The organism is Rhodopseudomonas sp. (genome assembly GCF_048594845.1).
Classification (GTDB): domain Bacteria; phylum Pseudomonadota; class Alphaproteobacteria; order Rhizobiales; family Xanthobacteraceae; genus Rhodopseudomonas.
Window position 1 is genome coordinate 1 of the sequence record NZ_JBMDXE010000327.1, and the last position, 11,895, is coordinate 11,895.

Annotated in this window: 11 protein-coding genes and 1 other RNA gene; 7 read left to right on the plus strand and 5 right to left on the minus strand. The window is 64.9% G+C overall.

Annotation, left to right across the window (positions count from 1 at the left end):
• Together ACOJTD_RS22095 and ACOJTD_RS22100 are read right to left on the minus strand one after the other, a co-directional pair.
• Positions 1 to 371 (minus strand): chromate transporter (locus tag ACOJTD_RS22095; RefSeq protein WP_420135004.1); only part of this gene is annotated, 371 nt, incomplete at its 3' end.
• Positions 368 to 961: a chromate transporter gene (locus ACOJTD_RS22100; RefSeq protein ID WP_420135005.1), complete on the minus strand. Its 594-nt coding sequence runs from the start codon at positions 959 to 961 to the stop codon at positions 368 to 370. The genes ACOJTD_RS22095 and ACOJTD_RS22100, both read right to left, overlap by 4 nt.
• 91 nt (positions 962 to 1,052) lie before the next feature.
• On the opposite strand from ACOJTD_RS22100, the gene ssrA reads away from it, so the two are divergent.
• From ssrA to ACOJTD_RS22125, 5 genes are all read left to right on the plus strand, one after another.
• Positions 1,053 to 1,409: a transfer-messenger RNA gene (gene ssrA / locus ACOJTD_RS22105) on the plus strand.
• A 236-nt stretch (positions 1,410 to 1,645) separates the two neighbouring features.
• Positions 1,646 to 2,170: an SspB family protein gene (locus ACOJTD_RS22110; protein WP_420135006.1), complete on the plus strand. Its 525-nt coding sequence runs from the start codon at positions 1,646 to 1,648 to the stop codon at positions 2,168 to 2,170.
• A gap of 89 nt (positions 2,171 to 2,259) precedes the next feature.
• The gene (gene fumC, locus ACOJTD_RS22115) at positions 2,260 to 3,705 is read left to right on the plus strand and encodes a class II fumarate hydratase (protein WP_420135007.1); all 1,446 of its coding nucleotides are present in this window, start codon (positions 2,260 to 2,262) and stop codon (positions 3,703 to 3,705) included.
• Between the two features lie 264 nt (positions 3,706 to 3,969).
• On the plus strand, positions 3,970 to 4,158 hold the full coding sequence (locus ACOJTD_RS22120) for a DUF4169 family protein (protein ID WP_054162894.1): 189 nt from the start codon (positions 3,970 to 3,972) through the stop codon (positions 4,156 to 4,158).
• Positions 4,155 to 4,433, plus strand: coding sequence for a ribbon-helix-helix domain-containing protein (locus tag ACOJTD_RS22125; protein WP_420135008.1), 279 nt, complete (start codon positions 4,155 to 4,157; stop codon positions 4,431 to 4,433). Before ACOJTD_RS22120 ends, ACOJTD_RS22125 begins: the two co-directional genes overlap by 4 nt.
• Positions 4,434 to 4,457: 24 nt before the next feature.
• On the opposite strand, the gene ACOJTD_RS22130 is transcribed toward ACOJTD_RS22125, so the two are convergent.
• Together ACOJTD_RS22130 and ACOJTD_RS22135 are read right to left on the minus strand one after the other, a co-directional pair.
• Entirely contained in the window at positions 4,458 to 8,414 is a 3,957-nt protein-coding gene (locus tag ACOJTD_RS22130) for an AsmA family protein (protein WP_420135009.1), read from the minus strand.
• A gap of 135 nt (positions 8,415 to 8,549) precedes the next feature.
• Complete coding sequence (locus tag ACOJTD_RS22135; protein WP_420135010.1) at positions 8,550 to 9,977, minus strand: FAD-binding oxidoreductase; 1,428 nt, start codon at positions 9,975 to 9,977, stop codon at positions 8,550 to 8,552.
• 65 nt (positions 9,978 to 10,042) lie between these two features.
• Here ACOJTD_RS22135 and ACOJTD_RS22140 point away from each other — a divergent pair, with 65 nt between their 5' ends.
• Entirely contained in the window at positions 10,043 to 10,564 is a 522-nt protein-coding gene (locus tag ACOJTD_RS22140) for a thioesterase family protein (RefSeq protein WP_420135011.1), read from the plus strand.
• 5 nt (positions 10,565 to 10,569) lie between these two features.
• On the opposite strand, the gene ACOJTD_RS22145 is transcribed toward ACOJTD_RS22140, so the two are convergent.
• Positions 10,570 to 10,743 carry a DUF1328 domain-containing protein gene (locus ACOJTD_RS22145; protein ID WP_378392636.1) on the minus strand — a complete coding sequence of 58 codons (174 nt, stop codon included), beginning with the start codon at positions 10,741 to 10,743 and terminating at the stop codon, positions 10,570 to 10,572.
• Positions 10,744 to 11,053: 310 nt separating this feature from the next.
• Here ACOJTD_RS22145 and ACOJTD_RS22150 point away from each other — a divergent pair.
• A partial coding sequence (locus ACOJTD_RS22150; protein WP_420135012.1) for an ATP-dependent helicase occupies positions 11,054 to 11,895 on the plus strand: 842 nt, incomplete at its 3' end.

Sequence of the window (11,895 nt, forward strand, 5' to 3'; positions counted from 1 at the left end):
CCGATCGACAGCGGCACCAGAGCCGCCTGAATGATCGCCGGCCACGGCGAATGGCTGGAGCGACCGAGCACGCGACTGACGACGTAAGCAAGTGCCGCGGTCGGACCGCACATCGACAGCGTCGCAACCATGGCGCCAACGACCCCTGCGACCTGATAGCCGATCATCGTCACGATCAGCACGTTGGGTCCCGGCGACAACTGCGCGATCGCGTAGGCATCGGCGAACTGCAGGTCGGTGAGCCAGTGATGGACGTCGACGACGACGCGGTGGATCTCCGGAACAGCTGCGTTGGCTCCGCCGATCGCGAACAGCGACATCAGGCCGAACGTGGCGGCGAGTGATCCGAGCGATGAATCACCACCGCTCATCGCGCGCGACGCGCCATGACGTAGCTCGCGCCGATGCTGAGCGGGACCATCACGGCCAGCACCGCCGGCAGCGGCAGCCGCAGCATGCCAACGGCGACGAACACGGCCGCCAACAGCGAGAGCGCGACAGGATTCCGCTTGCGCAGCAACGGCAGCAGCATCTTGAACGCCACCGCGAACAACAGCCCGACCGCCACGCAGGTCACGCCCGCGAGCGTGCGGCGCAGCGCCTCGATTTCACCATAGCGCGCATACAGCGCCGCCAGCGCAGTGACGATCAGCACCGGCGGGGCGAGCAATCCGGTGAACGCCGCGACCGCCCCCGGGATTCCGCGAAACCGTGCGCCGAACACGACCGACAGGTTGACGATATTGGGCCCCGGCAGGAAGTGACAGAGCGCGAAGGTCTCGTTGAACTCGTCGGCCGTCATCCAGCGGTGCTTCTCGACGATGCCGCGCCGCGCCCAGACCAGCACGCCGCCGAAGCCCGCCAGCGACATCTGCGCGAACGCGACGAAAAGTTCGCCAAGCCCCGGCCGCGGAACCGGGACCGCGCTTTCTGCCAGGGCCGCAGAAGGATCGACGGACATGTCCAAGCTGTAGAACGGTCACCGACCACGAGCCATCCTTTTTGCGGACAAGCCACCGGTTCTGCACATGGCCGGCGGTTTCACCGCGAATGCCCTTCCGCCTTCGGCCGCCGACGCCTATATTGGGAGCGTCGGGGCAACCCGACTATGGAAATAAATGGCCGCCGTAATAAACCATTCGGACCCGGGGGCAGTACCCGGCGCCTCCACCAAAGCCCGCCCTGGACGGGTTTCGGCGGGGGCGAAACAGGATCGACGAGGGCTTAAAGGGCTCGCTTTTTCCCGGTATTGTTCCGCCGTTATCGGGCTACTGCAATAGTTGCCAACGACAACTATGCTCCGGTTGCTCAGGCTGCGTAACGCAGTTTGAAAAACCAAGTCTAAAGTCCTAACGGGTTAAGCTCCGTTAGGCGGGGTTCGGAGGCACCTGGCAACAGAAGCCTCCACTCAATTTCCCGCCGCGCTCCCGAGCGCTTTCGACAGCGCAAGGACGCTAAATATTCCGCCGAGGATCGCTGCTGACCCCAAGCCGTTGCCGGGGTAGCATCGTCTAACAAAGTGCGAGTCGGATCCGGCGGCGCCGATCACAATGAGGGCGCTGGCGGGCGCGGGGTCAAGACGAACGACTTCAGTCGGACGAGATCCGAACTGGGTAAGGCAGACGGACGAGGCACAGGACGAGTCATGGCCACCGATCACATCCGATACGACGTTCTCGCGCGGGAAGCATTGCGCGGCGTGCTGCGGACCGTCCTGACCGACGTCGCTCAGCACGGCCTGCCGGGCGAGCATCATTTCTTCATCACATTCCTGTCCAAGGCCGATGGCGTGAAGCTCTCGCCCCGGCTTCTGGCACAATATCCCGAAGAAATGACGGTGATCCTGCAGCATCAGTTCTGGGATCTGGTGGTGACCGAGGATCGGTTCGAGGTCGGCCTGTCGTTCGGCGGCATTCCGGAACGTCTGGTGGTGCCGTTCTCTGCGATCAAGAGCTTCTTCGATCCGTCAGTGCAGTTCGGCCTGCAGTTCGAAGCCGGTGATGGTACCGCCGAATCCGCCAGCCCCACCGAGACGGAAAGCGCCGCTCCTGCGCCCGTCCCTGCGCTTCCCGCAGCGGCGGAGCCTGTCGCTGCCGAGACGCCCACCGAAGAGCCGGTGAAGTCCGAAGGCGCTGAAGTCGTCCGCTTGGATCGATTCCGGAAGAAATAACTTCGGCGTGAATTGCGCAATCGCGACGCGGACGGCAACGTCCCGCGACAATTTTGCACGACTCCGACATCACTGAAAGGACGATCGCCATGGCGGTTAGGACGGCCCGTAAATCGACGGCCCGCAAATCCGAGACCAAGCCGGCGGCCGCGACCCGCACCGAAACCGACAGCTTTGGTCCGATCGAGGTCCAAGCCGATCGCTATTGGGGCGCACAGACCGAGCGCTCCCGCCAGAATTTCAAGATCGGCCGCGATCGGATGCCGATCGGTCTCGTTCACGCGTTAGGCATCGTCAAGCTCGCGGCAGCAGAAACCAATCGCGAGCTCGGCCTCCTCGATCAGCGACGCGCCGGCGCGATTGCGCGTGCTGCGCGCGAGGTGATCGGCGGCGAACTCGACGATCATTTCCCGCTGGTGGTGTGGCAGACCGGATCGGGCACGCAGACCAACATGAACCTCAACGAGGTCATCGCCAACCGCGCCAATGAGTTGCTGGGAGGCGAGCGCGGCGCCAAGCAGCCAGTGCATCCCAACGACCACGTCAACATGAGCCAGTCGTCCAACGACTCGTTTCCGACCGCGATGCATATTGCGGCGGCGCAGGCGATTATATCGGACCTGATCCCCGGACTGACGACGCTGCACGACGCGCTGCGCATGAAAGAGAAAGCTTTCTCCAAGATCGTGAAGATCGGCCGCACCCATACGCAGGACGCGACTCCCTTGACGCTCGGGCAGGAATTCTCAGGTTATGCGGCCCAGGTCGCGAGCAGTCTGGCGCGCCTCAAGCTGACGGTGAAGGAGCTGTACCCGCTGGCACAAGGCGGCACCGCCGTCGGCACCGGCCTCAACACTCATCCGAAATTCGCCAAGGCCTTCGCCAAGCGCGCGGCGGCCCTTACAAAACTGCCCTTCGTCACCGCCCCGAACAAGTTCGAGGCGCTGGCCGGCAACGATGCTTACGTCTCGGTCCACGGCGCGATCAACGCCGCCGCGACTTCGCTGTTCAAGATCGCCAACGACATCCGCCTGCTCGGCTCGGGGCCGCGCTCCGGACTGGGTGAACTGATCCTGCCGGAAAACGAACCTGGTTCATCGATCATGCCGGGCAAAGTCAACCCGACCCAGTGCGAAGCCATGACCATGGTTTGCTGCCAGGTGTTTGGTAATCACACCACCCTCACCGTCGCGGGTAGTCAGGGACATTTCGAGCTGAACGTGTACAAGCCGGTGATGGCGCACGCGATGCTGCAATCGATCGGCCTTCTCGCGGATGCAGCGCGATCCTTTACCGAGCACTGCGTCGACGGCATTAGAGCGGACGAGACTCGGATCGGCGAACTGATGCAACGGTCGCTGATGCTGGTGACCGCGCTGGCGCCGAAGATCGGCTACGACAACGCCGCCAAGATCGCCAAGGCAGCGCACCAGCGCGGCACGACTCTGAAAGAAGAAGCTCTCCGGCTCGGCTTCGTCACCGAAGCGGAGTTTGATCGGTTGGTACGGCCGGACCATATGACGCATCCGGGCTGACCTAAACTGGAACAGCTTTCGGCTAAAAAATGCCGCCCGGGAAATTGATGTAAATCATATCCCTTGCGCGCCCGGATTGATCAACTTGTTCCCGCAGTGTTGCGGTTTGGTTGTTCAATCCGTCTCGGCGGAGCAGATTTAGCAGCATCTGCAGCGGTAAGGACTTTATTCTTGATGGTGATCGAGCCGCCTATGGCTTCGTGCATTCGTGCCCGGCCCCTAAGCGACGCCCGTTGCCGATTTAGTCGATAATGGGTGTACGTTATGGCGGATGTGGTCAATTTGAAACGTTTCAAGAAACGAGCCGAGCGGGAAGCAGCCGCTCAGCTCGCCGACGTCAATCGTGCGCGGTTCGGCAGAACCAAATCGCAGCGCGCTCTGGACGATCATCGGGTCAGCCGCGCCAATGAACTGCTCGATCAACACAAAATCGGTGGCGAGGACGCGTCATGAAATCGCCGGTGGTCAAACGGTCGATCGTGGTCGCGGGCCACAAGACCAGTGTCAGCCTCGAAGAGGCGTTTTGGAACGGCATGAAGGAAATCTCCAGCGTGCGGGACCTGACTTTGTCCGAGCTCGTTGGTGAGATCGACGGCAACCGCCAGCAGGGCAATCTGTCCTCTGCGATTCGCCTGTTCGTGCTGGATTACTTCCGCAGCCGCGCTCTGCAGCAAACTCAGCAGCCCGCGGTCGAAGCGAAGGCAGATAGCAGCATCGTGGCGCACTGATCGCTTCGGCGATTGGTGCGCTGATCAATAGGCGCTCCGCGAATTATTCGGGGGCGTCAGGTCCAGCGGTGGACGCGACCGAGCAGGTCGTGCGTCTCCCGGAGCGGGCCTGATTTCCAAAGGCGGCGGCAGGGGCGCGACCTTCTCGCGCGTGCTGATCAAACCGTCATTGGACGATGCCCTGTTCGGCGGAGCTCCGCTGGATGCAGCCCCATTCGACGCGCCTCCCTTGGAGGCCGCGCTGGTTGGTGCCTGAGGGGACGGCGTTGCCGCTGCAGGCTTGGGCGGCACAACGCGTGGCTTCGGCAATGGCGGCATACTACGCGGATCCGCATCCGGCAGCGGCACCGGCGCTGGCACGACCGCTTGCTGCGCCCCGCTCGGCTGACTTCCGTTGTCAGGCGGATTGCCGGTTCGTGCGCCGTTGTCGTTTGCAGCATCGCCCGGGCCGGCCCTTCCTTGCAGGGAACCGCTTGGCGACTCGGCCCCGCCCGCCTCCGTGGCCGGCGGACCTTTGCCTCGATCATCGGGCGGTTGGCTGGACGCGGGGCCCGGCGAGCCCTGATCCGGCTGAACGGCCGATGTGCCCTCGTCAGCCGGCCGCCCCGGCACCGATCCCGACGCCTTTTTCTCGTCCGGCTTTGCGGTTGGCTGCACGGGCGGTTTTGCCTCCTGCTCGAGGCTCTGCAGCTTTTTGGTCTCGCGCTCGATTCGTTTGACCGTCAGCCATGACGACAGGGCCGACAGATCAACAGTGTGGGTCAACCGATCCGGGGGGCCGACCGCGAAGATACGGATTTCCGGCGGCAGCCCCGGTCCGGCGCCCGTCATGGTTAGCGTGGCGCGGATATCGGCCTGCCCCGCCGGAATGTCGTAACCGCCGGAAACAACCGCCCGCGCGTTCCGGGTCTGCAGCGTCGTCGGCGCGACACGCAGCCGGCCGTCGGCCAGACTGATCGGCACCTGCACGCTGTCGACCGCGAACGGGCCAGTCCCAAGCGCCGGCTCAACTATCTTTGCCAGGCTGGCATCGTCGATCGGCTTGGCCGATTCGCCGGCCCGCAACGCCACCTCGAACGCTTTCGGATCGAGCCCCGGGATCTGCGCGCGCTCGAGCGTCAGCGTGCCGCCGCCGGCCATTGCACCGCTCAGTGCCGAAGCGCTGCGGCCGATACTGTCGAGCGTCATCTGCAGCGATGCCTTCGCCGCTGGCATCACCTGATCATCGTAACGCAGCGCACCCGCATTCGCGCCGGTGAGGCCGAGATTGGCGTCGAGCGTAACGCCCGCATCTCCCGGCCGCGCGTGAAGCAACACCTTCGCATCACCACCCCCGAGCTTTCCTTTGGCGTCGAGCGTCAGCGTGCGGCCGTCGTGGCGGAGCACACCGCCGAACGGCTGCAATTCGGACCCGCCCGGCAGAGCCGCGCGCAGCGTCTGGAACGTGAGCTTGCCGCGCCACCCCCGCAGCAGGCCAGGACCAAGCGGCTCAGCGGGATCGCGGCCGGTGGCGCCGAGCCCCACCTGCAGCGCCGGCCCAATCGCGAGGGCATCAAGCCCAACCTCGCCGTCGACGTTCACATGGTCGCCCAGCGTGAGCGCCAGCCGGCCGCGCACCCGCGAGCTCCCAATGCCGGCATCGATCTCGCTGAAGCTCCATTGCCGCCCGGCGATCGTGAGCCGCGAGGTCGCGCCGATCCGCGCCACCCCTGCCTCAGGTCCGCTGAGTTCGAGGAGCGGCGCGAGATCCAGGCGTGGGGCGTTCAGCGACAGCGTGGCCTTGGGCTCGGCGGCCCAAGGTTCGGCGTGGCCATCTGCCTCGACATCGAAAGCGCCTCCGGTCAGGCGGGCTTTCAGCTTCAGCGGCCCCTGCCAGGTGCCGGTCGCCGTCGCTTCCAGCGTTCCGCCCCCCTCGCCCGGCGCAAGCACCTGCGCAAGCCCGACCAAGCCGAGCAGCTCACCGCCCCGCGCGGCGGTGAGCTTGCAGTCGACGCCGATGTCGATCTTGCCGAGCGCAGCCGCATCGAGCTCACCGACATCAGCGACTTTGGGCGCGGCCTTGAGCATGATCCGGCCACCGAGTTGGGGTGACTCGACCTGAACCGCACCAGTGGCGTTCACCTGCCCGGCCTTCGCCTTGTCGGAATTGAGGCTGAGCGTCAACGAAACCCGCGAGGCTCCCGGCGCTTCGCCGAGTGCCTTCAGCCGAGCAGCCAGGGTGGCGGCAAAAGGCTCGACCGCGTCGGCGATCGGGCCGAGCGAGGGCGCGCTGGCCTTGAGATTCAGCCGTCCGGTCGCCGTGCCGCGGTCAAGGCTGCCATCGCCTTCGAGCGTCAACCCGCTGGCGCTGGAGGCGCGGAACTGGGTCAACGTCAGCGTGCCGGGCCCATATCCGAATTTAGCAGTCAGAGGCCGCCATATCTGGCCGCTCGAGCGCGCCTGCGCTTCGCGAACGTCGAGGATGATGTCGGCCTGCGCCGGCCAGCCATCGCGTGGGCCGGCAAGCGAACTGACGAGGCCGGATGCGCTGTCGAGATCGATCCGGTCGCCAGTCAGCGCGGCTTCGATGCTTCCGCCGGCCTCGGCGGTCATACCACGATAGGCGATGCGCCCTCTCAGCGTGCCACCATCGGCCTCGATGGTCAGCGGATCAATCGCGACGCTGCCGGAGGATGCGGTGACGCTGCCCTGGAGGCGGAGCGCTTTCGGTATAGTGCCGGCGGCGGGAGCGCGCCCTTGCAGCCAGGCGCTCAGCAGATCGGGGTCAGCCGAGTCGAGCGCCAGCGTCCCCTTGAACTGATCGGCCGAGCCGGCCTTAGCAGGACCACCGCTCAGCACCAGCCGCGATCCACCCGGCGCGCGCAAATCGAGACGCTCGACCCGCCAATCTTGTCCCTCGCTGTGCAATTCTGCCGCAATATCGGTCAGCGGCCGACCTCCCAGCATGATCTGTTCGGCGTCGAAGATGACCTTCATCGGCAACGGCGGTCGTGGCAGGTCGCCAGCCAGCGCGCGGAGCCGTGGCAGCCAGGGCTGGCCCGGGTCTGAGCCCACAACCCGGTCGCCATCCAGCTGACGGCCAGTCAGTTTGGCCACGAGCAGCGGCGATGCTCCGAGCCGGAGGTCGCCCGAGCCCGCCAGCTTCACGGCACGCTCCTCCGCTCCCCACGACGCTTCGAGCTGATCGAGCACGACCTGCATCGGGCTGGCCTTCACCTTGGCCGAAATTCGCCACGGCGTTCGCGGCGGATCGGCTGCGGCGGTCGTCGCCAGCGCGGCCGTGCCATCGAACTGCGGCGATCGGTTTTCGAGGGCAAGGAGCCCGTCGAATTCGGTCGATAGTCCTGTGCCGGCTTTTTCGATGTTCAGCCGCAGGCGCGTCGCCGCACCATCGGCTGCGCGGCCGGCCGACAGGCGGAACGGATAGCGGTTGCCGTTGAACGAGAAATTGCCGTCGCCGCGGAGCGCTCTGGCCTGCGCACGCAGATCGCCCGCGAATGCAATGTCGTTGAGTTCGACCGTCGAGCGGCTGGCGGCATCGTGCAGAGCGATCCGCCCAGTGACGTTGAGCCGATCGATCGTCAGCGCCGCAAGATTTGACAGACCAGACGCCGGCCAGTCGAGCCGGCCGTTGCCATCAAGGCCGAGATCGAGCGAGAGACCGTTGATCGACAACTCGTCGGCCCGCCATTCGCCGCGCATCAGCGATCCGAGGCTGAATTCGACGTCGAGCTTCGCGGCCCGAATGCGCCCAGGATCGTTGGCGCCGCCCACCGTGACGTCGCGCAACCGCAGCGTCGGCGTCGGCAACAGTCGGGCATCAAGCGGACCAGCGACCCGCACGGGCGCTCCTGCCAGTCGCGTGGCTTCGGCTTCGAACTGATCGCGGAACTGATTCCAGTCGATTACGAACGGTCCCACCAGGGCGGCGAGCAGCGCCAAGATCAGCGCGAAGGCCAAGCCGAGCAAGGTGGTCTGCAACGCGATGCCCCCTCGGGCGACCAGCCGCCCAGCCGAACGATCAATAACTCCGTCTTTTCAACGCGTAACAACCAACTGTGGCGAACTCACAGCATTTTCTGCGTGAACGCCCACGAGGACGAAAACAGCAGTGGTTCAAATCCCTTGCGGCAGGATCTTGCCGGGGTTGAAGATGTTCTGTGGATCAAGCGCCTGTTTGATCGCACGCATCGCCTGCAAGGCTTCGAGGCCGAGTTCGCCCTTCAGATACTTCTGCTTGCCCTGGCCAACGCCGTGCTCACCGGTGCAGGTGCCGTCCATCGCCTGCGCGCGCTCGACCAGCCGGTGCATGAACTCGTCGGCCCGCGCCATCTCGTCGGCGTCATTGACGTCGCACAGCAGCGAGCAATGGAAGTTGCCGTCGCCGACGTGACCGACGATCGGCGCCATCAGACCCAGCCGCAGCATGTCCTGCTCGGTCTCGGCAACGCAGTCGGCCAGCCGCGAGATCGGCACGCAGACATCGGTTGCGACCACGCCAACCCCATCGCCCGGCCGCAATGCACGCACCGACCAGTAGGCGTCGTGCCGTGCCTGCCACAGCCTATTGCGATCCTCGGGGCGGGTCGTCCACGTGAACTCGCCGCCGCCGCAATCCTTGGCAATGGCGCCAAAGTTCTTCGACTGCTCGCCGACCTCGACCTCGCTGCCGTGGAACTCCAGCAGGAGCAGCGGCGTCTCCGGCAAAGTCAGCTTGGAATAGGCGTTGACCGCCTTGACCTGCGCTTCGCTGAGCAACTCGATCCGGGCTAGCGGAATGCCGGTCTGAATCGCCAGGATCACCGCCTGGCAAGCGTCGGTGACGGAGTGGAACGAGCACGACGCAGCTGCGATCACCTCGGGGATGCCGCGCAGCTTGATGGTCAGTTCCGAGATGATACCGAGCGTGCCTTCCGAACCGACGAACAGATGCGTCAGGTCGTAGCCGGCCGACGACTTCTTCGCCCGCGTGCCGGTGGTGATGATCTCTCCGTCGCCACGCACAACTTTCAGCGCCAGGATGTTGTCACGCATGGTGCCGTAGCGGACAGCGTTGGTGCCGGACGCACGGGTCGCGGCCATCCCGCCGATCGAGGCGTCGGCGCCCGGATCTATCGGGAAGAACAGGCCCTGGTCACGCAGGTTCTCGTTCAGCGCCTTACGGGTGACGCCGGGCTGGATCACACAGTCGAGGTCTTCGGCGTGCACGGCGAGGATCTTGTTCATGTCGCGGAGATCGATGCAGATGCCGCCGGCCGGTGCATTCACATGCCCCTCAAGGGAGGTCCCGGTACCGAAGGCGATCACCGGCACGCGGTGTTGCGCGCAGATCCGCACCACATCCTGAATGTCCGCGGTCTCCTGCGCCATCACCACAGCGTCCGGCGGCTGGTTCGGCAGCCATGTCGTGGTGTGGCCATGCTGCTCGCGCACAGCCAGAGAGGTCACGAGGCGGTTGCCGAACCGGGCTGCGAGCGCTTCAATGGCGCTGGCGACCGCCTGCGGCTCTGCATGCTGCGGAATGTTGGTGATGGTCAGGCCCACAATAAAATCCTCCGGCTCGCGGGCGACCGTGGCAAAGGATACCGGAGGGGTCAAGGGAGGCAGGATTGACTTTGGAAGTAGATCGCAGCGTCGACAGCGACCGCATCGCGGCGCCATTCGTCACTTCGGTGATGCAGATCGAGCCAGCGTGGATCGACTACAACGGCCATCTCAACATGGCGTACTACAACGTGCTATTCGACCGTGCGATTGATCAGATGTGGACCGAACTGGGGATCGGCCCCGACTATCTGAAGACCCGGGGCGGCTCGACTTTTACGGCTGAATGCCACGTCCGCTATCTACGGGAAGTGCACCTTGGCGACCCGGTGCAGGTGCATGTGTACTTGATTGCCGCCGATGAAAAACGCATTCACACGTTCGAAGAACTGCGCCATGCCAAAGAAGGTTGGCTGTCGGCCACCTCGGAGAACATGGGGATGCACGTCGACATGAGCATCCGTAAGGTCGCGCCGTTTCCGGCAGATATCCAGGCCCGGGTCGAGCGGGTCATGGCCGCTCATCGGACCCTGCCAAAGCCCGAGGGCATCGGACGCAGCGTCGCGATGCCCTCGAAGCGGAGTTAGTTCTGTCAGACGCGGCTGCGGCCGCGCACCAGGCCGACAACGGCCGAGATCAGGAACAGCACGATCGCAATGAAGAAGATGATCTTGGCGATTTCGATCGAAGCGCCGGCAATGCCGCCGAAACCGAGCAGACCCGCGACCAGCGCGACTATGAGGAAAGTGACAACCCAACCCAGCATGATGGTCTCCGTTTCGCTTGGGCCATATCTCGTGAGAGAGACCCCTTGACTTCCGGCGCGTCCTCGTTGAGGCGCACCGCCTGAGCCAACAATCCAACGCTGGAACGAAAGTTCCGGCGCGGTTCGGCGGCGGAGGTGGGTTGTTCTCGGCCTCATGCCGGAACGAAATCGCCCGATCGAACCGGCCTCGGGATATTGATGGCGGCAAACCTGTCACAGGGCGCGAAGGGCGCCTATATGGCCGGTATTCCTGCTATGAAGGCTCCCCTTCCCGCACCCGCGGTGCCATCGTGGGGCAAAGACGATTCGCATGACTGAACCGAACAAGCGCGCCAACCTCGATCTGACCGGCTATCAGCCCGCAGCTGGCGGCATTGCCGCGCGCGCCCGCGCCGCGGCGGCGCCGGCCTATCTGGCCGGGCTCAATCCGGAGCAGCGCGACGCGGTCGAAACGCTTGATGGCCCCGTCTTGGTGCTGGCCGGCGCCGGCACTGGCAAGACACGGGTGCTGACAACGCGGATTGCCCATATCCTCTCCTCGGGCCGTGCCCGCCCCGCCGAGATCCTGTCGGTGACCTTCACCAACAAGGCCGCGCGCGAGATGAAGCTTCGGCTCGGCCAGATGCTCGGCCAGGCGGTGGAAGGCATGCCGTGGCTTGGCACCTTCCATTCGATCGGCGGCCGTATCCTGCGCTATCACGCCGAGCTGGTGCAGCTCACCTCGAACTTCACGGTGCTCGACACCGACGATCAGATCCGGTTGCTGAAGCAGCTGCTGGCCGCCGACAATATCGACGACAAGCGCTGGCCGGCGCGGATGCTGGCCGGGCTGATCGACGGCTGGAAAAACCGCGGCCTGACGCCGTCGCAGGTGCCAGCCGGCGAAGCCGCCAGCTTCGGCAACGGCCGCGGCGGCAAGCTCTACGCCGCGTATCAAGAGCGGCTGAAAGTGCTGAACGCCGCTGATTTCGGCGATCTGCTGCTGGAAGGCATCCGGCTATTCCGCGAACACCCCGACGTGCTGCGGCAGTATCAGTCCCGCTTCAAGTTCATCCTGGTCGACGAGTACCAGGACACGAACGTCGCGCAGTATCTGTGGCTGCGGCTGCTGTCGCAGGCGCCAAGCAAGCCGACACCCACACGCGAAGTCGA

Bases quoted from the DNA above. Each gene is read 5' to 3' on its own strand.
- ACOJTD_RS22100 (WP_420135005.1), bottom strand. From the start codon at position 961: ATGTCCGTCGATCCTTCTGCGGCCCTGGCAGAAAGCGCGGTCCCGGTT.
- ACOJTD_RS22110 (WP_420135006.1), top strand. From the start codon at position 1,646: ATGGCCACCGATCACATCCGATACGACGTTCTCGCGCGGGAAGCATTG.
- fumC (WP_420135007.1), top strand. From the start codon at position 2,260: ATGGCGGTTAGGACGGCCCGTAAATCGACGGCCCGCAAATCCGAGACC.
- ACOJTD_RS22120 (WP_054162894.1), top strand. From the start codon at position 3,970: ATGGCGGATGTGGTCAATTTGAAACGTTTCAAGAAACGAGCCGAGCGG.
- ACOJTD_RS22125 (WP_420135008.1), top strand. From the start codon at position 4,155: ATGAAATCGCCGGTGGTCAAACGGTCGATCGTGGTCGCGGGCCACAAG.
- ACOJTD_RS22145 (WP_378392636.1), bottom strand. From the start codon at position 10,743: ATGCTGGGTTGGGTTGTCACTTTCCTCATAGTCGCGCTGGTCGCGGGT.